Raw genomic sequence first — 21,094 nt, 5'->3', positions numbered from 1 at the left:
GCCTCCAGCAGCCGGATTCCGAGGCGGTCGTCGGCGTCTGGCTCGGCCGCGCCGGCCCGGGTCGACAGACCCGGACCGGCGAGGGAGAGCAGCGCCAGTGCGACCGCGACGGTCGACCGGCCGTGGCGGCTAGGCCACCGAATGCGTCACCGTCCCCGTGTAAGTGCCCGCGATGCTGTCCAGCGGCACGTTGACGATCAGGCTGGGGTTCCAGTTGGCGCTGTTGCCGCCGGTGCCACCCGAGTGGGTGAACGCCGTGAGCGGGGTGACGCTGCTGAGCAGCGCGGCGTCGCCGGCCGTCGGCTGTCCGGCCGTGAAGGTGCCGTCGCCGGTGGTCGGGGGGGTCCCCACGGCGGGGCCGGACCAGTAGGCGATCTCCTCCGGGAGGACCGTCTCGGGGGGACTGCCACCGCCGGTCTGGAAGACGCTCGCGGTCACCGTGGCGACCCAGGAGGCGTTCGCCGCACCCCGGGAATCGGTGACCGTGACCGTGCCGAGCTGGCCGGTGATGATGCCACCGGGCGCGCCGCTGCCCAGGTTGGCGGTGGCCGGCGCGTCGATGTCGAGGGTGCCGACGAGCACCTCGAAGGTGACGGTGGTGGTGTCGGTGGGCGCGGCGGAGGCCGGCGCAGCGAGGAAGCCCACCATCGCGGCGGCGGCCGCTCCGGCCAGGCAGATCTTGGCAGTACGCACTTTGTTACCCCGTTTTCTCGAAGTGAGCCGGCGTGAGTCCTCGGCACATCCGGCTACTTCGGAAGATAGGGCAGTTAAGGCGCAAAATTGGACAAACAGAACTTATGGTACGATCATGGCCATCGGGTGGGACTGGTGGTTCAGGTCAGCGCCAACCCGGCAGCGGTCAGGAACGCGTCGTTCTCGGCCGGAGTGCCGATGGTGACCCGCACGCCGTCCCCGGCGAACGGCCGCACGATCACTCCGCGCGCCTCACACGCCTTGCCGAACGCCACCGCCTGCTCGCCCAGCGGCAGCCAGACGAAGTTGGCCTGGCTCGTCGGCACGTCGGGCACGAGCTTGCGCAGCGCCTCGGTGACGCGGTCCCGCTCCGCGACCACCAGAGCGCAGCGGCGCTCCATCTCCGGAACCTGGCTCAGTGCCGCGATCGCCCCGGCCTGGGCTGCCATGCTGGTGGAGAACGGGGTCGCCACCTTGCGGATCGCGGCGGCCACCACCGGCTGAGCGACCAGCCAACCGATCCGCAGCCCGGCCAGACCCCACGCCTTCGACAGGGTCCGCAACACCGCCACGTTGGGCCGGTCCAGGTAGTCGAGACCGTCCGGCACCTCCGGGTCGGTGACGAACTCCCGGTACGCCTCGTCGATGACCACCAGCACGTCGTCCGGCACCGCGTCGAGGAACCGGTCCAACTCGGCCCGGCGCACCGCGCTGCCGGTCGGGTTGTTCGGGTTGCAGACCAGGATCACCCGGGTCCGGTCGGTCACGGCGGCGGCCATCGCCGCCAGATCGTGCCCGTGCCCGGCGTCGTTGGGCACCCGCACGCTGGTCGCGCCACTGGTCGCCGCGATGATCGGGTACGCCTCGAAGGACCGCCACGCGTAGAGCACCTCGTCGCCGGGCAGACAGGTCGCCCGGACCAGGTGCTCGGCGAGCGCCACCGAACCGCAGCCGGTGGCGATCCGGTCGGCATCCACCCCGTACTGCTGGGCCAACGCGTCGCGCAGCGCGACCACGCCCATGTCCGGGTAGCGGTGCGAGGCGGTGATCGCCTCGGTGACCGCCTCCACCACGCCGGGCAGTGGCCCGTACGGAACCTCGTTGCTGGCCAGCTTGATGGCCTCCGGCAGGCCCAGCTCGCGAGCCAGGTCGGCGGGGCTGCGCCCGGGCACGTAGTTGGGGAGCGCGTCCAGGTCGGCGCGGGTCAGCCGCAGCGCCGGCTGGTGACGTCCGGAGTCGGTCATGGGTTGTCTCCCGTGGGCTGGTTGCGGTCGTTCGAGGGGGTGGGGCCGGTGTGTGGGGGAACTTCGACGACTACCGTCTGCGCGCGCTTGTCGTGCAGCGCCTGGCGCAGCGGGTGGTTGAAGAGCGGGGAGAGCGCATCGACCAGTTGCAGCACAAGGCCGATCCCCGCGCAGTACCAGAGCAGGGTCGGCAGGCCCAGCGTGCTCCAGCGGCTCAACGACCGACCGAAGCCCAGCGGCTGGTCGGCGGCGATCGGCACCGCTCGGATCCGCATCACCCGCTTGCCGACGGTCTGCCCACCAGCGGCCATGGCGGGCACCTCGTACGCCAGCCAGAGTGCGGTGGCGATCAGCAGGATCACCAGCAGGAGAGACTCGGCCTGCGCGTTGGGCACCGGTAGGCCTTCGGCGGAGGTCTCGCCCCGCGAGGCTCGCTGGAAGACCTCCTGCCAGTACGGTGCCCACTCCTGCAGCCAGCGCCAGACGAACCAGCCGTTGGCCACCACGTTCAGCGCGAGGACGAGGCCGAAGTCGATCAGCCGCGCAGTGAGCCGGCGGCCATAGCCGGCCAGCGCGAAGCCATGCGGGCGCGGCTCCGGCGCTCGCATGGGCCAGCCGTGGTGACCGGCCGGAGGCGCCCAGGAGGGTTGACCGCCCTGCGGTCCCCAGCCGGGCTGACCGCCCTGCGGTCCCCAGCCGGGCTGACCGCCCTGCGGTCCCCAGCCGGGCTGACCGCCCTGCGGTCCCCAGCCGGGTTGGCCACCTTGCGGTCCCCAGCCGGGCTGGCCGCCAGGTGCTCCCCAGCCTGGGCCGTGTCCCGGTTGCGGGCCGTACCCCGGTGGTGGGCCCTGCTGTGGTGGCCAGCCGGGCGCGCCGGTCGTCGGGCCGGGGGTGCCCGACGCGGCGGGCGCGGCCGGAGTGACCGGCGCGGGCGGTGGCTCGACCGGTGGTGGGCCGTCGGGCGGGGTGGCGTCGATAGGAATGGGTGCGCCGAGCCAACCCTCGCCGTCCCAGTAACGCCGGGTCTCAGTGTCGGCGGGGTCGACGTACCAGCCGGGTTGCACACTCACGCCGTCGCTCCGCTTCCCTGCACGACGGCGCGAGGCGCCACACTGCTGGTCCGTTCCCTGTGCTCGCTCACGAGGACACCTTAACGACGACCGTTTCGGCAAACTTGTCGTGGAGGCACTGCTGCCACGGCTTGTCCCAGAGCTGCCAGAACCCGTCGAGGTAGCTGCTCCCGGGGACCAGCGAGCCCGCCAGGTACTGCACCACCCACCGTCGGCCGGCCATCCCCCGGTTGAGCGTGCGGGTCGGGTCGAGCGGCACGACCCTCAGCTTCATGACCTTCTTGCCGAGCGTCTGACCGCCGCGCTTGAGGTATTCCACGTGGTAGATCCAGTAGAGCCCGAGCATCACCACGAGGAGCCCGAACTGGAGCAAGATCATCGGCAGGAAGAAGTCCACGAGGAAGGTGCCCGGGTCGGGTTCCACGAATGTCCCGTCCGGGTTGGTCCGGGTCATCTCGCTGAACATCCGCCACCACAGGATGACGAAGAACGGGCTGAACAGCGCCAGCGACACCGCAGCCGCCAGCGCCGAGTCGATCAGCCAGGCCAGCAGCCGGTCGGTGAAGCTGGCCAGCACCTGACCACCCGGGCTCAGCGGCGGGGGCGGCGGGCCGGGTGGTCCGGCGTGCCACTGCGGCGGGGCGTACCCGGGTGGGGCGTACTGCGGCGGCGCGGCGTACCCCTGCGGGTGTGGTCCGGGCGGCGGCGCGACGCCGCCGGCGGCGGGCTGAGGCCCACCGACCGGCGGCGTCGGGTACGACGGAGGCTGCGTCACGCCTGCAAGTGTTACAGGTTGCCGCGGGCTTCCTGCTCCCGTTCGATGGCCTGGAAGAGCGCCTTGAAGTTGCCCTTGCCGAAGCCCAGCGAGCCGTGCCGCTCGATCAGTTCGAAGAAGACGGTGGGGCGGTCCTGCACCGGCTTGGTGAAGATCTGGAGGAGGTAGCCGTCCTCGTCCCGGTCGACCAGGATCTTGCGGGCCTTCAGCTCCTCGATCGGCACCCGCACGTTGCCGATCCGGGCGCGCAGTTCCGGGTCCTCGTAGTAGGAGTCCGGGGTGTCCAGGAACTCCACCCCGGCGGCCCGCATCGCGTCGACGCTGGCCAGGATGTCGTTGGTGGCGACCGCGATGTGCTGGGCGCCCGGGCCCTGGTAGAACTCCAGGTACTCGTCGATCTGCGACTTCTTGCGGGCGATCGCCGGCTCGTTGAGCGGGAACTTCACCTTGCGGGTGCCGTTCGCCACGACCTTGCTCATCAGCGCCGAGTAGTCGGTGGCGATGTCGTCGCCGATGAACTCGGCCATGTTGGAGAAGCCCATGACCCGCTTGTAGAACTCGACCCACTCGTCCATCCGGCCCAGCTCCACGTTGCCGACCACGTGGTCGACGGCCTGGAAGAAGCGCTTCGGCTGGATGCCGGCGGCGATCATCGGCTGCCGGTCCACGATCGGGCCACGGGCCACGAAGCCGGGCAGGAACGGGCCGGTGTAGCGGGACCGGTCGACAAGCGTGTGCCGGGTGTCGCCGTACGCGGCGATGGCGGCCATCCGGACCGTGCCGTGCTCGTCGGTCACCTCGTGCGGCTCCACGACGCTCGTGGCGCCCTGGGCGATGGCGTGCGCGTACGCGCTGTCCACGTCCGGCACCTCGAGCGCGATGTCGCTCACCCCGTCGCTGTGCCGGGCCACGTGCTCGGCGCCGTCGGCGTCCGGGCGTACCGCGCCGGTCAGCACGAACCGGGCCGAGCCGCTGGTCAGCACGTACTGGGCGTGGTCGCGGTAGCCCTGCTCGGGGCCGCGGTACGCCACGCAGGTCATGCCGAACGCGGTGGAGTAGTAGTGGGCGGCCTGCTTGGCGTTGCCGACCAGGAAGTGCACGTGGTCGAGGCCCCGGACCGGGAACGGGTCGTGGCTGATGTCGTGGTCGACGGCGCCGATGAGCCGGTCGACGTCGACGTCCTCGGTCGACTGGGGTCGGTCGATCGCCTGGGTCATGGTGGGCTCCCTCGCGTACCGGCCGGCCTGGTGGGCCGCCGTTGTCGGTTCTTGTGGCGAGGATCGCTGCCCCGGCACCGGCTGGGCAACTGTTGACAGAAATGCTGGTCAGGTTGCGCATTCGGTATGGTCTTAACCCATGAATGGTGAGCAGAATGTACAGCTCGATGAGCTCGACGTGCGCTTGATCGAACTGCTCGCCGAGGAGCCGCGGGTCGGGGTCCTGGAGTGCTCCCGTCGGCTCGGGGTGGCCCGGGGCACCGTGCAGGCCCGGCTGGACAAGCTGATCGAGCGTCGAGTCATCGAGGGCTTCGGCCCCGAGATCTCACCGGCCGCGATCGGGTTCGGGGTGACCAGCTTCGTCACCCTGGAGATCAGTCAGCGGCACGGTCACGACCCGGTCACCGCCCACCTCGCAGCCATCCCCGAGGTGCTGGAGGCGCACACCATCACCGGCTCCAGCGACCTGCTCTGCCGGATCGTGGCCCGCTCCAACACCGACCTGCAACGGGTCATCGACCAGATCGTCTCGTCGGCCGGCATCACCCGGGCCTCGACGATCATCGCGCTGGCCGAGCAGATCCCCTACCGCACGCTGCCGCTGGTGCGCAGCGCCGTACGGGCCGACCCAAGGGCGCTGTAACACCTCCGAGCCCAGAAAGCGCGGCGACACGGCGGCGCGGGCGTACGGAAGATCCGTGATCGTGGCTACCGTGTGCGGTGTGGCGAAGGGGAGCGTGCGTGGTGGGCTGCTGCTCGGCCTCGCCGTGGTCGTCGCGCTCGCCGCGACCGGCGTGTGGAACCCGTTCCCCGGCCTGTGGGAGTGGGTGGACCGCAGCGAACCCATCTCCGAACCCGACGTGGTCTGGCAGCAACGGGTCGGCGGCACACCGCGTAGCGTGACCATCGCCGGTGACGCCGTCGTGGTCGAGCAGCGCACCCGGGTCGAGGCCCGCAGCCTGGCGACCGGCACGCAGCTCTGGGAGCGCAAGGCGGACTGGTCGGCGGTCGCCGGCGGCGACCGGGACCCGGTCGTCGCCGTGGGCAAGCTCCTGGTCAAGGGGTACGAGCTGCTCGACCCGGCCACCGGGGCGACCCGGCGACGCGACGACGACGCGGTGGCCGTATGGACGTACCGCAACCTGCTCCTCGACGCCCGTTGCACGGATGCCACCGACTGCACCCTGAGCGCCTGGGACCCGCGCGGCACCGCACCACTCTGGACGGCCTTCCTGCCCGGGGTGCACAGCGGCCTGCTCGCCGACAACCCGGGCCTGCGCGGCACCCGCCGGCTCACCGCCACCCGGATCGACGACGGCGTGGCCGGGGCGGAGCCCGCACCACCGCTGCTCGGCTTCCCGGTCGACGGCCGTGTGCACGTGGTCGACACCGCCACCGGCCGAGTGCTGCAGAACGTCGAGCCCGGCCGGGACGAGCGGCTCTCCGTGGTGGGTGGGCGGATGCTGCGGATCGCCGCCCGCTCCCAGGACGGCACCTGCTACTTCGCCATCTCCGCACGGGACCCGGCGACCGGGCAGGAGGCCTGGCAGCGGGCCGGAGTCAACCTGCGGACCGCTGACACCGCCGGCTGCGTGCAACGTGAAGACCCGCAGGGTGCGCGCAACGTGCTGATCGGCGTCGGCCCGGACGGTCGCGAGGCGGTCATCGACGGGTACGACGGACGACTGCTCTGGGTCGGTGACTCGGGCACCAAACTGGTCGCGGTCGACGACCGCTACGCGGTGTTCCGGGCCGCCGACAAGCGCTCGGTGGTCGCCCGTGAGCTGGGCACCGATCGAGTGCTGTGGACACGGCCCGCCAGCGGCAAGGCGGGTGCCGCGCTCACCCCGTACGCGGCGGTGGTCGCCGACGAGAAGCCGTCCCGGTTGGCCGCGGTGGATCCGCGCACCGGCCGGGAGCTGGCCGCGCTGCGGACCTCGGCGAACGCCCTCGCGGTCGGGTCGCAGGGCATGATCATCGGCGAGGGACGCGAGATCGGGTATGTCCGCTTCGGCGCTACCGGAGGGTCGCCCACCCGGCCGCCCGGCGACGGCGGAAATCCCAGACCGGGCGGCACCGGCCCGGGTGGCGGGCAGAACAACGGCGACTGTGGGCCGAAGGGGGAGCTCTGCCCCGACCCGGACGGCGGCAAGGATGGCTGAGCGGCCGGGGCTGCTGAGCGGCCGGGGCTGCTGAGCGGCCGGGACGGCTGAGCGGCCGGGACCGGGACGGCTGAGCGGCCAGGACGCCCGCGGAACGAGTTGACGGCGGAGGGCGGCGTGTCCAGGCGATGAGAGCGGCGTCCCAGGAGCAGCCCGGCGGGTGGGAGTGATCGACCGGTCTGCCCTAGGCTTGCCGCTCATGAGCAGTGCCGCCGCATTCTCCTACGCCCCCCTGTTGCCGACCGGCCCCGACCAGACTGACTATCGCCTGGTCACCGACGAGGGTGTGGACGTCGTACACGGGCCGGGAGGCCGCCGGTTCCTCACCGTGGAGCCGGCCGCGCTCACCGCGCTGACCGCCGAGGCGATGCACGACATCGCGCACTTCCTACGCCCCGCGCATCTGGCTCAACTCCGAGCGATCATCGACGACCCGGCCGCCTCGCCGAACGATCGGTTCGTCGCGCTGGACCTGCTGCGCAACGCCAACATCGCCGCCGGTGGGGTGCTGCCGATGTGCCAGGACACCGGCACCGCGATCGTGATGGGCAAACGCGGTCGGCACGTGCTCACCGACGGCGCGGACGCCGAGGCCATCTCCCGCGGCGTCTACCAGGCGTACACCAAACTCAACCTGCGCTACTCCCAGCTCGCCCCGCTGACCATGTGGGACGAGCGGAACACCGGCAGCAACCTGCCGGCTCAGGTCGAGTTGTACGCCGAGGACCCGGACGGGCACCCCGACGCGTACAAGTTCCTGTTCATGGCCAAGGGTGGGGGCTCGGCCAACAAGTCGTACCTCTACCAGGAGACCAAGGCGCTGCTCAACCCGACGCGGATGATGCAGTTCCTGGAGGAGAAGCTGCGGCTGATCGGCACCGCAGCCTGCCCGCCGTACCACCTGGCCATCGTCATCGGCGGCACCTCCGCCGAGTACGCCCTGAAGACCGCGAAGTACGCCAGCGCCAAGTATCTTGACGCGCTGCCCACCTCGGGTTCGATGAGCGCGCACGGCTTCCGTGACCTGGAGCTGGAGGCGGAGGTGCTGGAGCTGACCCGCAACTTCGGCATCGGAGCGCAGTTCGGCGGCCGGTACTTCTGCCACGACGTGCGGGTGGTCCGGTTGCCCCGGCACGGGGCGTCCTGCCCGGTGGCGATCGCCGTCTCCTGTTCCGCGGACCGGCAGGCGGTCGCCAAGATCACCCCGTCGGGCGTGTGGCTGGAGCGACTGGAGACCGACCCGGCGCGCTTCCTGCCGGACGTCACCGACGATTCGCTCGACGCCGAGCTGGTCGTCCGGGTCGACCTGAACCGGCCGATGGCCGAGATCCGCGCTGAGCTGTCCAAGTACCCGGTGAAGACGCGCCTCTCGCTGTCCGGCCCGCTGGTGGTGGCCCGGGACATCGCGCACGCCAAGATCGCTGAGCGGCTGGACGCGGGCGAGCCGATGCCGCAGTACCTGCGCGACCACGCGGTCTACTACGCCGGCCCGGCGAAGACCCCCGAGGGGTACGCTTCCGGCTCCTTCGGCCCGACCACCGCCGGCCGGATGGACGCCTACGTGGAGAAGTTCCAAGCCGCTGGTGGCTCGCAGGTGATGCTCGCCAAGGGCAACCGCTCCGGTCAGGTGACCCGGTCCTGCCAGCAGCACGGCGGCTTCTACCTCGGCTCGATCGGCGGCCCGGCGGCCCGCCTCGCCCAGGACTGCATCAAGCACGTCGAGGTGCTCGAATACGCGGAGCTCGGCATGGAGGCGGTCTGGAAGATCGAGGTGGAGGACTTCCCCGCCTTCATCGTGGTCGACGACAAGGGCAACGACTTCTTCGCCGAGGTCACCAAGCCGGTGCTCACCGTCGGCCGCCGCTGACTCGACGCGTACACGAGAAGGGGTGCCGGGCGAATCCGCCCGGCACCCCTTCTTCTGTCGTCTGTGTTACACCGACATCGGTGCGCCCCGCCCCGCTGGGGGACGGGCGCACCGCCCCCGTCGGATGCCGTCACCGACAACCCGGAGCGAGTGTCGGGTGCACCGCTGTCGATCCGCTCTCACATCACTATCGCCTGACTGAGGCGATCTGTGACCGTCGGACTACTCTGCTGGAAGTTGCGGCACTGATGCGGGGGAGTAGATGCGGTTCGGGATCCTGGGGCCCCTGCGGGTCGGCGGTGGCGAGTCCACTGTCACCGCTGGTCGGGACCGGGTCGTGCTCGCCATGCTGCTGTTGCGGGCCGGCCGGCTCGTGCCGGTCGACGAGCTGGTCGACGCGGTGTGGGAGGAACGCCCTCCGGCCACCGCCCGGGCCCAGTTGCAGACCTGCGTGTCGCGGTTACGTCGCAGGTTGGCCGAGTTCGGGCTGGTAGCGGAGACCATCGTCACCGACCCGGCGGGGTACGGCGTCCGCATCGCACCGACCGACCTGGACGCCGAGGTCTTCGCCCGGGGTGTGGAGGCGGCTCGTGCCGCCGTCGCGACCGGTCGCCTGATCGACGCGCGTGCGGAATTCCGCGCCGCCCTGGCGCTCTGGCGAGGGCCGGCGCTCGCCGGAATTTCCAGCCGCAGCGTCCGCCGTCGGGCGCACGCACTCGACGAGCAGCGCCTCACCGCGCTGGAGGAGTGCGTCGACGTCGAGCTGCGCCTCGGGCCGGCCGTCGAGTTGATCGACGAGCTCGCCGAGAGCGTCGACCAGCACCCGTTGCGGGAGCGGCTACGCGGCCAACTGATGCTCGCCCTCTCCTCGACGGGTCGGCAGGCGGACGCGCTCAGGGCCTATCGGGAGGGCCGGCGGCTCTACGCCGAGGAGTTGGGCATCGAACCGGGTGTCGAGTTGCAGGAGCTGCACCAGCGGGTCCTCGCCGGCGACCTCGCTCTGGCGGGTCGGGAGTCCGGGCCGATCGCCCCGGTCCGCTCCCTGCCTCGGGCGATTGGCGACTTCACCGGTCGGCAGCAGACGCTGGCCCGCCTCGTCAAGGAGGTGGAGGCCGGAGCGCGGATCCAGCTCATCGACGGAATGGCCGGCAGCGGCAAGACCGCGCTCGCGGTGCACGTCGCCACCGCCCTCGCGAGCAACTACCCCGACGCCCAGCTCTACATCGATCTGCACGGGCACAGCGAGCGCACACCATTGACGCCGGCCGCGGCGGTGGCCACGCTGCTGCGGCAGCTCGGTGTGCCCGCCGAGCGGGTGCCGACGAACCAGGACGACCGGTTGGCGCTCTGGCGCACCGAGTTGGCCGGCCGGCGAGCTGTGGTGGTGCTGGACAACGCCGCCAGCGCCGATCAGGTGACACCGCTGCTGCCCAATGGCTCGCACTGCCTGATCCTGATCACCAGCCGTCGCCGGCTGGTCGGTGTCGACGAAGGGCGCCCGTCGTCGCTGCCCGTGCTCGACACCGACGAGGCGATCGAGCTGCTCGGGCGGGTGGCCGGTGTCAGCCGGGTGGCGGCGGAGCCGGAGGCGGCCACCGAGGTGGTCCGTCGCTGTGGGCACCTGCCCCTCGCCATCCGGTTGGCCGGTGCCCGGCTGGCGCACCGACCCCGTTGGCGAATCGCCGACCTGGCCGAGCGGCTGAGCACCCGACCTGATCCGTTGGCCGAGTTCGAAGCGGGCGAGCGGTCCGTCGGCCGGGCCTTCGCCCTGTCGTACGCCCAGGTGTCGCCGACCGCGCAGCGCACGTTCCGGCTGCTGGGCCTGCACCCGGGGGTACGCTTCGACAACTCGGTCGCCGCCGTGCTCGCCGAGCTGCCCCTACCCGAGGCGCAGGACCTGCTGGACGAGTTGGTCGACGCGCACCTGGTGGAGGAGGCGGAGCCGGGCCGGTACCGGCTGCACGACCTGGTCCGGGAGTACGCGCGGACGTTGGTTGCCGAGCCGGAGCGAGCAGCCGAGCGGCGGGATGCCATCGGGCGCCTGCTCGACCACCACCTGCACGTCGCCACGGCGATCGCCCGGACGACGGAGCTCTCCTCGGGCCACTCACTGATCGTGACGACGGAGCCGGTCCGCCCTGAACTGGTCACCCTCGTCGCTCAGCAGGGTCGCGCCTGGCTCGACGAGAACCTGGCGGTGTGGACCAACCTGGTGCGTCTGGCGGAGGCCGAGGGGTTCCTCAGTCAGAGCTGGCAGTTGGCGAGGGCCTGCTGGCACGCCCAGTTCGAGGGCGGTCGCCTGGACGAGTTGATCGAGACGCACACCGTCGGCCTGCGCGCCGCCGAGGAGTTGGGCGACGACCGGGCGGTGGCGACGATGCTCAACTATCTCGCCTCGGCCCACTACCGGCTGGGCAATTTTCCCGAGTCGATCCGGCTGATGGAGAGGTCGCTCGACATCGTCCGCCGTCTCGGGCTGCGCAACGACATCCGCAACACGCTGGGCAACCTGGGCACCTCGTACGCCGCCAACTTCGAATTCCGCCGTGCCCAGGAGTGCTACGACGCCGGTGCAGCCCTGGCGAGGCAGGTGCGCGACAAGGAGGCACTCGCGAACGTCCTCAACAACCTGTCGATCACCTTCCTTCTCTGGGGACGGCACGACGAGGCGCTGCGCACCGCCCGGCGGCACCTGGGGCTCGCCCGGGAGATCGGCGATCCACGCCGGATCGGCAACGCCCTCGGGCACCTGGGCATGGTTCGGCACCGGATGGGTGACGTGGGCCCGGCCCGCCGGTTGCTGCGGGTGGCATTGCGCTTCAAGCAACAGGTAGGCACCCGCTTCGGCGAGGGCGAGGTGCTCAACGAGATCGCGACGATGGAGCGGGAGGATGGCCGTCCGGAACGGGCCGCCGACCTGCACCGCGCGGCGCTCGTCGTGATGACCGAGGTGGGGGACCGCATGGCGCAGTGCAGGTCGCGCAACCTGCTGGCCCGGGCGATCCTCGATCAGGGGGACGTGACCAGCGCGCTCGACCTGCATCGCCGGGTGCTCGCCGACGCCGACCGGTTGGGTGCCCGCTACGAGCAGGCCCAGGCCCTGCTGGGCCTCGCCCGCTGCCTGCGCCCCACCGACCCGGCAGCGGCGCGCACTCACCTGACCCGGGCGCTGTTCCTGTTTCGCCAGGTCGAGTCGCCGGACCAGCACGAGGTGGAACGCCTGCTCGCCGATTTGGGCTGACGGATCATCTGCGAGGCGGCGGCGGGCGCGGCAGGATGGTACGCGTGACGACTCCAGAGGCGACCGGTTACCGCATCGAACGTGACTCGATGGGCGAGGTGGAGGTGCCCGCCGAGGCGCTGTGGCGGGCACAGACCCAGCGTGCGGTACAGAATTTCCCGATCTCCGGCCGAGGCCTCGAGCCGGCCCAGATCAAGGCTCTCGCACAGATCAAGGGCGCTGCGGCCGAGGTCAACGGTGAGCTGGGCGTGATCGACGCCAACGTGGCCGCCGCCATCGCCGCCGCCGCCGCACACGTGGCCGACGGCGGCTACGACGACCAGTTTCCGGTGGACGTCTTCCAGACGGGTTCGGGCACGTCGTCGAACATGAACGCCAACGAGGTGATCGCCACCCTGGCGACCCGGGAACTGGGCCAGGACGTGCACCCCAACGATCACGTCAACGCCTCCCAGTCCAGCAACGACATCTTCCCGTCCTCGATCCACCTGGCTGCCACCCAGTTCATCGTGGAAGACCTGCTGCCGTCGCTCGCCCACCTGGCGTCGGCGTTGGAGGCCAAATCAGCCGAGTTCGAGACGGTGGTCAAGGCCGGGCGTACCCACCTGATGGACGCCACCCCGGTCACCCTCGGGCAGGAGTTCGGCGGGTACGCGGCCCAGGTCCGCTACGGCGTGGACCGGCTGGAGGGCGCGCTGCCCCGGCTGGCCGAACTGCCACTGGGCGGCACCGCCGTGGGCACCGGGATCAACACCCCGCTCGGTTTCGCCGCCGCAGTGATCGGCAAGCTGCGTGAATCGACCGGGCTGCCGTTGTCCGAGGCGCGCAACCACTTCGAGGCGCAGGGCGCCCGGGACGCGCTGGTGGAGACCTCAGGGCAGTTGCGTACCGTGGCCGTCGGCCTCTACAAGATCGCCAACGACATCCGCTGGATGGGTTCCGGCCCCCGCGCCGGTCTACGCGAGCTGCGCATCCCAGACCTGCAACCCGGCTCGTCGATCATGCCGGGCAAGGTCAACCCGGTGGTCGCCGAGGCGATGCGGCAGGTGTGCGCACAGGTGATCGGCAACGACGCGACAGTCGGTTTCGCCGGTTCGCAGGGCGACTTCGAGCTGAACGTCATGCTCCCCGTGATGGGCCGCAACCTGCTGGAGTCGATCCGGCTGCTCTCCGCGGCGAGCCGGCTGTTCGCCGACCGGCTGGTGGTCGGCCTGGTCGCGGACGCCGAGGTCTGCCTGGCGTACGCCGAAGGTTCGCCGTCGATCGTCACCCCGCTGAACCGCTACCTGGGGTACGACGAGGCCGCGTCGATCGCCAAGGAGGCGCTGGCCAAGCAGGCCTCCATCCGCGAGGTGGTGATCTCCCGGGGCCACGTCGACTCCGGAAAGCTCACCGAGACCCAGCTCGACGAGACGCTGGACCTGCTCCGGATGACCCACCCCTGACCGGTGCCGCCCAGCCGAGGCAGCGGGTGAAGAGCGCCGGGGGAGGGGCGGGGCCGTCGAGCGGGTCGAGCCGGCCGACCGGGCACGGCCCGGTTGATCGACACCGGGTCGGCGACATGGCGGTATCGCACCCGCCGGGTTACTTCCACATCGCCTAACTGGAGTGGATCAACCCGCTGCCTCGTCCGCGATCTTCACTGTTGGCCGCGCGGTAAACGGCTCGACGGTGGTGTGTGGGGGCGGGATCATCCGGTCATGGGGGTGGATGACATCGGCCTGCCTTCGACGCGGCGGTTGCGGTTGCGGCGGCTGACCATGGGTGACGTGGGCGCGCTGGTCGAGCTGGACAGCGATCCCGAGGTGATGCGTTTCCTCAGCGGTGGTGTCGCCACCCCGCTCGCCACGGTCCGCGATGAGCAGATGCCGAGGCTGCTGGCCGGGTACGACCGGCACCCCGCGCTGGGCCGCTGGGCAGCGCTCGACCGGGAGACCGGCGAATTCCTGGGCTGGTTCGCGCTCGACCCGTCGGCGGACGGCACCGAGGCCGAGCTGGGTTACCGGCTGCGCCGCTCGACGTGGGGGCGGGGCCTGGCCACCGAGGGTTCCCGGGCGCTGGTCCGCTACGCCTTCGACAGTGTCGGGGTGCGTCGGGTCTGGGCCGAGACGATGGCGGTCAACGAACGCTCCCGGCGGGTGATGGCCAAGGCCGGGCTGCACCACGTGCGTACCTTCCACCTGCAGTGGGACGACCCGATCCCGGGCACCGAGCACGGCGAGGTGGAGTACGAGTTGCGGGCCGAGGAGTGGGCAGCCGGTCAGGAGCGGCCGGCCGCCCGACGGGCGCGGTAGGCGGTCACCGCTGCGCGGTTGCCGCAGCCGGCCTCGCAGAACCGTCGTGACCGGTTGCGAGACAGGTCGACGACCACGTTGTCGCAGTTCGGGTACTCGCAGATCCGCAGCCGGCTCAGCTCACCCGCACGGACAAGGTCGGCCATGGCCATGGCCGTCTCCACCGCGATCCGGGTGGCCAGCGGTGCGTCGCGGGGCACGGCATGCAGGTGGTACGGCTCGTCGTCGTGTTCGATGAGCTGAGGCAGCGCCCGGTGTTCGAGCAGCAGACCGTTTACCAGCGCGACGATCTCGGGTGGCTCGCCGTACCAGATGCGGCGCAGTTGGGGCCGCAACTCCCGGACGTCGCGCAACTCGGCGTCGGTGTGTTCGTGCCGCCCGCTGTAGGCGTGCCGGACGAAGAACGCGTCCAGCGCCGCGATGTCGGGCAGCAACTCGCCGTCCCGCCCCGCCGTGTTGACCAGTGCGGCGGCGGCGATCAGCGAGCATTCGGTGTCATGAGCGAATAGCAACTTGACTCCTGTCACAGGTGCCGCCTACCGTCATCGGTACAAGGATAGTTTGCTCATGACACGGTGCCGTCCCGAGGAGCGCGACATGCACTCACGACCTGCCGCCGGCGCCGCGTTGGCACTGCTCTCCGCAGTCACCTTCGCCACCTCGGGCACCTTCGCGCGGTCGCTCATCGACGCTGGCTGGTCGGCGGAGGCCGCAGTGATCGCCCGGGTCGGCATCGCCGCCCTGGTGCTGGCGATCCCCGCCCTGCTGTCGCTGCGGGGCAGGTGGCAGGTGCTGCGGAGCAACGCCACGGCCATCGGGCTCTTCGGGCTCCTCGGAGTGGCGCTGGCCCAGGTCTGCTTCTTCAACGCCGTGCGCTACCTGCCGGTCGGTGTCGCGCTGCTGCTGGAATACCTCGGCATCATCCTCGTCGTGGGTTGGATGTGGCTGCGGCACGGGCAGCGCCCCCGTCGACTCACCGTGGCCGGATCGGTAGCCGCCCTGGCCGGGCTCACGTTCGTGCTGGATCTCGCCGGGACCGCCGACTTCCACCCGGTCGGCGTGCTCTGGGGGCTGGGCGCGGCATTCGGCCTGGCCGGCTACTTCGTGCTCGCCGGCCGGGTCGATCCCCGGCTGCCCTCGGTCGCCCTGGCCAGCGGGGGAATGGCCGTCGGCGCCGCCGTACTGCTCCTCATCGGGCTGACCGGCCTGCTGCCGCTGCACGCCACCTTCGGCGAGGTCACCTTCGCCGGGCAGCCCACCACCTGGCTGTTGCCCATCGCCGGGCTCTCGCTGGTGGCCGCCGTCATCGCGTATCTGGCCGGGATCGCCGGCACGCGGATCCTCGGCCCCCGGCTGTCGTCGTTCGTCGGGCTGACCGAGGTGCTCTTCGCGGTGCTGATCGCCTGGCTGTTCCTGGACGAACTGCCCACGGGCTGGCAGCTGTTCGGCGGCGCGATGATCATCGCCGGGGTCGCGCTGGTGCGCCTCGACGAACTGCGCGGGACTCCGTCGACGTCCGCACCGGTTTCGCCCGAGCCCGCGCTGGCGCTCGACGGTCGATGAGCTGGTGCCGGATGGTCGGTGCCCTATCGGCGCCTGGGCGGTCTTGTGGCGTTCGTGGGCTCCCGGCGTGCCCGGGTCTTGTGGCGGGCCGGATCTTTTTCGTGCGCGGCTTTGATCGACTCCAGGTCGCCGATGTGGTGGTTTCCGGTTCGGCGGATGCCCCCATGTCGGCGAACTGGTGTCGATCAAGGCTGGCGGTGATCAACGGCGCCAGCCGCGAGAGATCAGGGCCGCCCGGACCTCGCTCAGTACGGCCGGGAAGTCGTTCTGCAGCCGTCGGCTGGTCACGTGCAGCACCAGCCAGCCCGCACCGACGAGGAGGTTGAGCCTTCGACGGTCCCGGTGCAGTTGCTCAGGGTCAGAATGCCATCGGCCGTCGTACTCCACGGCCACCCGAAACTCGGGCCAGGCCAGATCGGGGTGGAGCACGAGCCCGCCGGCCAACTGGATCGGGTGCTGGGCAACCGGCCGAGGTAGCCCGCCCAGCACCAGACGTACCCGTAGCTGCGACTCGGGCGGCGATTGCGCCCCCGGATCGGCCAGATCGAAGATCCAGCACGCTCGCCGACCACCCGGCCGGTCCGCGTAGGCGGTGCGGACGCTGGCCAGCGCCGCCCGGGTGGTCAAACCGCTCGCGAGCAGCGAGTCGACGATCGGGACGGCGCGGAGCGGGTCCAACCAGGCTGCTGCCTCCCAAGCCGCCGAGGACGGGTCCGTTCGGCGAAGCGGAGGGCTGCTCCGCATGCTCGGCTGAGCAGTGATCGAGGCAGATGGCTGCGCGTCGGCAACCACCCCAGGGGTCGGTGTAGGGGTGTCGGCTCCCGCCAGGTGTACGCGCAGGCCGCGTTGCGAGTCGACGCGGCCGACCCTCGGCACCAGAACGTGCACGTCATCGTCGAAGTCTGCGGCGTGCTCGATGCCGTGCAGGTAGGCCGACGAAGGCCCAGCGATCATCGCTCCGGGCGGCAGCCGCAACATCGCGGCGCGGCAGGCAAGCTCGTGGTCACGATCGAGGCGGGCGTCGGCGTACACGTCGTGCCGAAGGCGGACCCAGGACGATCCGCGTAGCTGATGTCTGGTGACCAGGCCTCGTCGGATCACGTCGGAACCGCGGAAGACCTGCCAGGCCAGGGCAGGAGGTCGGTGGGGGTGAGGAGGCATGCGCCCAGACTCGGACTCCCGGCGGGGCGACCGATACCCCTGTGGACAGCGCCGGGAGAGCACTCGGCGCGCGCCTGTGGATGACCGCCAGCCGCCGAATCAGAGTGCTATACAGCGAGATCATCACCATGTCGGCGATATGGCGCTATCAATCGACGAGGATGCCGCAACATCGCCGATCTGGTTTTGATCAAGCCGCCGCACGCCGAGGTGGGGCGTTCGGTCGCGGGCCGGTGGGCGGTGGCGCCTCGGGGTGGGCGGTCGCGGGTCGGGGTAGGCGGTCGACTCTGGTCGGGTGGGCAGGCTGGGGGTCAGCTGAGGGCGGTGGTGATGGCTGTGGCGGCGGCCAGCACCTGAGGGCCGATCGTGTCGACGTCCAGCGGGGCGAGCGCGACCACGCCGACGCTGGCCTCCAGGCCAGGTACGCCGAGCACCGGTGCGGCCACCCCGTACGCTCCGGCCTGCAACTCGCCGCTGCTGCTTATCGGCTCCGCCACCCCGGCTCGACCAGCCAGGATGGCTCGGCCCGCCGCCCCCCGGTCCAGCGGGTGCCGCGCCCCGGCCCGGTACGCGACGTGGAACGACGTCCAGCTCGGCTCGACCACGGCCAGGGCGACGCCCTCGCCACCCTCGACGACGGTCAGGTGCGCGGTCGCGCCGGCCTGCTCGGCGAGGCGGCGTAGTGCGGGCAGCGCACCTTCGGCGAGTAACGGCTGGGCGCGTCGGGCCAGGTGCAGCAGCCCGGCGCCGAGGCGCAGCCGGCCGTCGCCGTCGCGGCGCAGCATGCCGTGCCCGGTCAGCGGGCCGACCAGCCGGTAGACGGCGGCCCGGCCGATGCCGAGGCGGTTCGCGGCCTCGGTGACGGTCAGACCGGCCGAGGCGTCGGCAACCAGGTGCAGCAGCCGCAACCCCCGGTCGAGGGTCTGCGACATCTCCGCGCCCCGCCCCGCGACGAAGTCACCCTGCCCGGCGGCGGCGTCGGCCCGCCCGGCGACCGGGTCGGCTTGCCCGGTAACCCCGTCGGGCTGCCCGGCGACGGCGTCACCCCGCCCGGCAACCCCGTCCGCGGGGGCTCGGGGGCTGGCCGGCGGCTCACCGGCATGTGCGGTCGCGTCCACGCCTGGCAGCGTACGACCCGGCACCGGCCGACTCGGACAGGCACGGACAGCTACCCTGGTACGGTGACGCTTCGCCTGTATGACACTGCCACCCGATCGGTGCGGGACTTCGTCCCGCGGGAAACCGGCAAGGTGGGGGTCTACCTGTGTGGTCTCACCCTCCAGTCACCGCCGCACATCGGTCACCTTCGCTCCGGCGTCAACTATGACGTCCTGCGTCGCTGGCTGCTGGCCGCCGGCTACGAGGTCACCTTCATTCGCAACCTGACCGACATCGACGACAAGATTCTGGTCAAGGCAGGCGAGCAGGGCCGACCGTTCTGGTCGATCGCGTACGCCAACGAGTTGCTGCTCGCCGAGTCCTACCGGGCATTGAACGTGCTGCCCCCCACCTATGAGCCGCGCGCCACCGGGCACATCCCGGAGATGCACGAGCTGATCACGAAGTTGATCGCCGACGGGCACGCGTACCCGGCCACCGACGGTTCCGGCGACGTCTACTTCGATGTGGCGTCCTGGCCGGCGTACGGGTCGCTGTCGGGTCAGTCCCCGGACGCGATGCAGTCCGCCGGGGACGCGCCCGACCGGGGCAAGCGGGACCCGCGCGACTTCGCCCTCTGGAAGGGCGCCAAATCGGACGAGCCTGCGGACGCCTACTGGCCGTCGCCGTGGGGGCTGGGTCGCCCGGGTTGGCACATCGAGTGCTCGGCGATGTGCTGGCGGTATCTCGGCCCGGAGTTCGACATCCACGGCGGAGGGCTGGATCTGACGTTCCCGCACCACGAGAACGAGATCGCCCAGTCCCAGGCGGCCGGGTTGCCGTTCGCCCGCTTCTGGGTGCATCACGGGCTGCTCAGCATCGGCGGGGCCAAGATGGGCAAGTCCGCCGGCAACGCCCTCGACCTGGCGTACGTGGCCTCGCTCGGTGTGCGGCCGGTGGAGCTGCGTTACTACTACGCCGCCGCGCACTACCGCTCGGTGATCGACTACTCGGAGGATTCGCTGCGCGACGCGGCGACCGCGTACCGCCGGATCGAGGGTTTCGTGCAGCGGGCGGCCGAGCGGGTCGGTGCCGGGCAGGTCGGTGAGCTGCCCGCCGGCTTCGTCGCGGCGATGAACGACGACCTCAACACGTCCGCCGCGCTGGCTGTGCTGCAACAGCACCTACGGGACGGCAACACCGCGCTGAGCGCCGGCGACGATGTGACCGTCCGCACCACTCTGGCCGTGGTGCGGGCGATGCTGGATATCCTCGGGATCGACCCCCTCAGCCCGGCCTGGACCGGTGGCGGCCGCTCGGATGATCTGCGTGCCGTGGTGGACTCCCTGATCGCGCTGGCCCTGGAGCAGCGCGCGCAGGCCCGGGGCCGGAAGGACTGGGCTGCCGCCGATGCGGTACGTGACCAGCTCAAGCTGGCCGGTGTGGTGGTCGAGGACACCCCCCAGGGGCCCCGTTGGACTATTGGAGAGCAGGACTGATGGCCGGCAACTCGCAGCGCCGTGGCCGGCGACTGACGTCGAAGGCAGGCGCCCCCAAGGGCACCGGCGGCAAGAACAAGGACTCGTTGGCCGGGCGGGGGCGCACCCTGCCCGCGGACGAGCGGCCGTGGCACAAGGGCTACTCGGGCACCGAGAAGCTGCCCCAGCGCACCGCCTGGAAGCAGGACAAGGAGCGCCGCGCGGCGGCCGAGGAGGGGCGCGCCCCCAAGATCGGTGAGCCCGGCAGCAAGGACACCACCTGGGGTCGGGGCGGCGGTCGGGGCGTGCCGGGCGGCCGGGGTGCCGCCGCCGGTAGGGGCGCGACCGGCGGCCGGGGTGCCACCGGCGGCCGGGGTGCCACGGGCGGCCGGGGCGGCCCTCGGGTCTCGCCGGGGCGCAAGTCCAACCCGAGCAAGGACACCCCGGAGCTGCTGGTCGGGCGCAACCCCGTGCTGGAGGCGCTGCGCGCCCAGGTGCCGGCGACGGCGCTCTACGTCGCCCAGGGCATCGACATGGACGACCGGATCAACGAGATCATCCGGACCGCCGCCGACCGGGGCATCGCCAACCTGGAGATCAGCCGGGCCGAGCTGGACCGGATGACCGGTGGGGTGCTGCACCAGGGTGTCGGGCTGCAGGTGCCGCCATTCGCGTACCAGCCGTTCGAGGACCTGGTCGCCGCTGCCCTGGAGCAGCAGGCCCCGCTGCTGGTCGCGCTGGACGGTGTCACCGACCCCCGCAACCTGGGTGCCGTGATCCGGTCGGCTGCCGCGTTCGGCGCGCAGGGTGTCTTCGTACCCGAGCGGAGGGCCGCCGGGATCACCGCGACCGCCTGGCGGACCAGTGCCGGCGCGGCCGCGCGGGTGCCGGTGGCGCAGGTGACCAACCTGACCCGGTCGCTGAAGGCGTGCCGGGACGCCGGCTTCATGGTGGTCGGCCTGGACGCCGACGGCGACACCGACCTCTACGACCTGGAGGCCGCGGTCGGTCCGCTGGTGGTGGTGGTCGGTTCCGAGGGGCGTGGGCTGTCCCGCCTGGTCGGGGAGACCTGCGACCTGACCGTCAGCATTCCGATGATCTCCGAGGTGGAGTCGCTCAACGCCAGCGTGGCTGCCGCGGTCACCCTGGCCGAGGTCGCCCGCCGGCGCGCCGTCGAGCTGTAACCACGTCGACGAGGCCCCTTCCCGGCTCCGGGGGGGCCTCGTCGTGT

The 21,094-nt window shown here is 71.4% G+C and carries 17 protein-coding genes; 9 read left to right on the top strand and 8 right to left on the bottom strand.

Annotated elements, in window-relative coordinates:
- Positions 1-129: 129 nt before the first annotated feature.
- The 5 genes from JOD64_RS12485 to hppD all read right to left on the bottom strand — a co-directional run bounded on the left by JOD64_RS12485 (position 130) and on the right by hppD (position 4,999).
- The gene (locus JOD64_RS12485; RefSeq protein WP_307813355.1) at positions 130-693 is read right to left on the bottom strand and encodes a hypothetical protein; all 564 of its coding nucleotides are present in this window, start codon (positions 691-693) and stop codon (positions 130-132) included.
- A gap of 140 nt (positions 694-833) precedes the next feature.
- Complete coding sequence (hisC, locus tag JOD64_RS12480) at positions 834-1,937, bottom strand: histidinol-phosphate transaminase (protein WP_204942385.1); 1,104 nt, start codon at positions 1,935-1,937, stop codon at positions 834-836.
- Entirely contained in the window at positions 1,934-3,007 is a 1,074-nt protein-coding gene (locus JOD64_RS12475; RefSeq protein WP_204942384.1) for an RDD family protein, read from the bottom strand. The genes hisC and JOD64_RS12475 overlap by 4 nt, the downstream gene beginning before the upstream one ends.
- Positions 3,008-3,074: 67 nt before the next feature.
- The gene (locus JOD64_RS32960) at positions 3,075-3,782 is read right to left on the bottom strand and encodes an RDD family protein (protein WP_204942383.1); all 708 of its coding nucleotides are present in this window, start codon (positions 3,780-3,782) and stop codon (positions 3,075-3,077) included.
- An 11-nt stretch (positions 3,783-3,793) separates the two neighbouring features.
- Positions 3,794-4,999: a 4-hydroxyphenylpyruvate dioxygenase gene (hppD, locus tag JOD64_RS12465; protein ID WP_204942382.1), complete on the bottom strand. Its 1,206-nt coding sequence runs from the start codon at positions 4,997-4,999 to the stop codon at positions 3,794-3,796.
- Positions 5,000-5,138: 139 nt separating this feature from the next.
- Here hppD and JOD64_RS12460 point away from each other — a divergent pair, with 139 nt between their 5' ends.
- From JOD64_RS12460 to JOD64_RS12435, 6 genes are all read left to right on the top strand, one after another.
- On the top strand, positions 5,139-5,642 hold the full coding sequence (locus tag JOD64_RS12460) for an Lrp/AsnC family transcriptional regulator (protein WP_204942381.1): 504 nt from the start codon (positions 5,139-5,141) through the stop codon (positions 5,640-5,642).
- A gap of 70 nt (positions 5,643-5,712) precedes the next feature.
- A complete protein-coding gene (locus JOD64_RS12455) occupies positions 5,713-7,161 on the top strand; it encodes an outer membrane protein assembly factor BamB family protein (RefSeq protein ID WP_372434241.1) in 1,449 nt (482 codons plus the stop codon).
- 199 nt (positions 7,162-7,360) lie between these two features.
- Positions 7,361-9,028, top strand: a complete 1,668-nt coding sequence (locus JOD64_RS12450; protein ID WP_204942380.1) for a fumarate hydratase — start codon at positions 7,361-7,363, stop codon at positions 9,026-9,028.
- 262 nt (positions 9,029-9,290) lie between these two features.
- The gene (locus tag JOD64_RS12445) at positions 9,291-12,269 is read left to right on the top strand and encodes an AfsR/SARP family transcriptional regulator (RefSeq protein ID WP_204942379.1); all 2,979 of its coding nucleotides are present in this window, start codon (positions 9,291-9,293) and stop codon (positions 12,267-12,269) included.
- A 35-nt stretch (positions 12,270-12,304) separates the two neighbouring features.
- Positions 12,305-13,714 carry a class II fumarate hydratase gene (locus JOD64_RS12440; protein WP_204942378.1) on the top strand — a complete coding sequence of 470 codons (1,410 nt, stop codon included), beginning with the start codon at positions 12,305-12,307 and terminating at the stop codon, positions 13,712-13,714.
- Positions 13,715-13,969: 255 nt separating this feature from the next.
- Positions 13,970-14,563: a GNAT family N-acetyltransferase gene (locus tag JOD64_RS12435; protein WP_204942377.1), complete on the top strand. Its 594-nt coding sequence runs from the start codon at positions 13,970-13,972 to the stop codon at positions 14,561-14,563.
- On the opposite strand, the gene JOD64_RS12430 is transcribed toward JOD64_RS12435, so the two are convergent.
- Positions 14,530-15,075: a CGNR zinc finger domain-containing protein gene (locus tag JOD64_RS12430; RefSeq protein ID WP_204942376.1), complete on the bottom strand. Its 546-nt coding sequence runs from the start codon at positions 15,073-15,075 to the stop codon at positions 14,530-14,532. The two genes, JOD64_RS12435 and JOD64_RS12430, sit on opposite strands and share 34 nt — an antisense overlap.
- 85 nt (positions 15,076-15,160) lie before the next feature.
- On the opposite strand from JOD64_RS12430, the gene JOD64_RS12425 reads away from it, so the two are divergent.
- Complete coding sequence (locus JOD64_RS12425) at positions 15,161-16,126, top strand: EamA family transporter (RefSeq protein ID WP_204942375.1); 966 nt, start codon at positions 15,161-15,163, stop codon at positions 16,124-16,126.
- A 201-nt stretch (positions 16,127-16,327) separates the two neighbouring features.
- Here the strand turns inward: JOD64_RS12425 and JOD64_RS12420 are convergent, their stop codons facing one another.
- Positions 16,328-17,287, bottom strand: coding sequence for a DUF559 domain-containing protein (locus JOD64_RS12420; RefSeq protein WP_204942374.1), 960 nt, complete (start codon positions 17,285-17,287; stop codon positions 16,328-16,330).
- Positions 17,288-17,598: 311 nt separating this feature from the next.
- Entirely contained in the window at positions 17,599-18,219 is a 621-nt protein-coding gene (locus tag JOD64_RS12415) for an IclR family transcriptional regulator (protein ID WP_204946029.1), read from the bottom strand.
- Positions 18,220-18,468: 249 nt separating this feature from the next.
- Between JOD64_RS12415 and cysS the strand changes: the two genes are divergently transcribed.
- Positions 18,469-19,884, top strand: a complete 1,416-nt coding sequence (gene cysS / locus JOD64_RS12410) for a cysteine--tRNA ligase (protein ID WP_204942373.1) — start codon at positions 18,469-18,471, stop codon at positions 19,882-19,884.
- Entirely contained in the window at positions 19,884-21,047 is a 1,164-nt protein-coding gene (gene rlmB / locus JOD64_RS12405; RefSeq protein WP_204942372.1) for a 23S rRNA (guanosine(2251)-2'-O)-methyltransferase RlmB, read from the top strand. The genes cysS and rlmB overlap by 1 nt, the downstream gene beginning before the upstream one ends.
- Positions 21,048-21,094: the final 47 nt, after the last annotated feature.

The sequence above is a fragment of the Micromonospora luteifusca genome (assembly GCF_016907275.1).
In the GTDB taxonomy this organism is placed as follows: Bacteria; Actinomycetota; Actinomycetes; order Mycobacteriales; family Micromonosporaceae; genus Micromonospora; species Micromonospora luteifusca.
This window is presented reverse-complemented; position numbering and strand designations above follow the sequence as displayed.

Bases quoted from the DNA above. Each gene is read 5' to 3' on its own strand.
- hisC (WP_204942385.1), bottom strand. From the start codon at position 1,937: ATGACCGACTCCGGACGTCACCAGCCGGCGCTGCGGCTGACCCGCGCC.
- hppD (WP_204942382.1), bottom strand. From the start codon at position 4,999: ATGACCCAGGCGATCGACCGACCCCAGTCGACCGAGGACGTCGACGTC.
- JOD64_RS12460 (WP_204942381.1), top strand. From the start codon at position 5,139: ATGAATGGTGAGCAGAATGTACAGCTCGATGAGCTCGACGTGCGCTTG.
- JOD64_RS12450 (WP_204942380.1), top strand. From the start codon at position 7,361: ATGAGCAGTGCCGCCGCATTCTCCTACGCCCCCCTGTTGCCGACCGGC.
- JOD64_RS12445 (WP_204942379.1), top strand. From the start codon at position 9,291: ATGCGGTTCGGGATCCTGGGGCCCCTGCGGGTCGGCGGTGGCGAGTCC.
- JOD64_RS12440 (WP_204942378.1), top strand. From the start codon at position 12,305: ATGGTACGCGTGACGACTCCAGAGGCGACCGGTTACCGCATCGAACGT.
- JOD64_RS12435 (WP_204942377.1), top strand. From the start codon at position 13,970: ATGGGGGTGGATGACATCGGCCTGCCTTCGACGCGGCGGTTGCGGTTG.
- JOD64_RS12425 (WP_204942375.1), top strand. From the start codon at position 15,161: ATGCACTCACGACCTGCCGCCGGCGCCGCGTTGGCACTGCTCTCCGCA.
- JOD64_RS12420 (WP_204942374.1), bottom strand. From the start codon at position 17,287: ATGCCTCCTCACCCCCACCGACCTCCTGCCCTGGCCTGGCAGGTCTTC.
- JOD64_RS12415 (WP_204946029.1), bottom strand. From the start codon at position 18,219: ATGTCGCAGACCCTCGACCGGGGGTTGCGGCTGCTGCACCTGGTTGCC.
- rlmB (WP_204942372.1), top strand. From the start codon at position 19,884: ATGGCCGGCAACTCGCAGCGCCGTGGCCGGCGACTGACGTCGAAGGCA.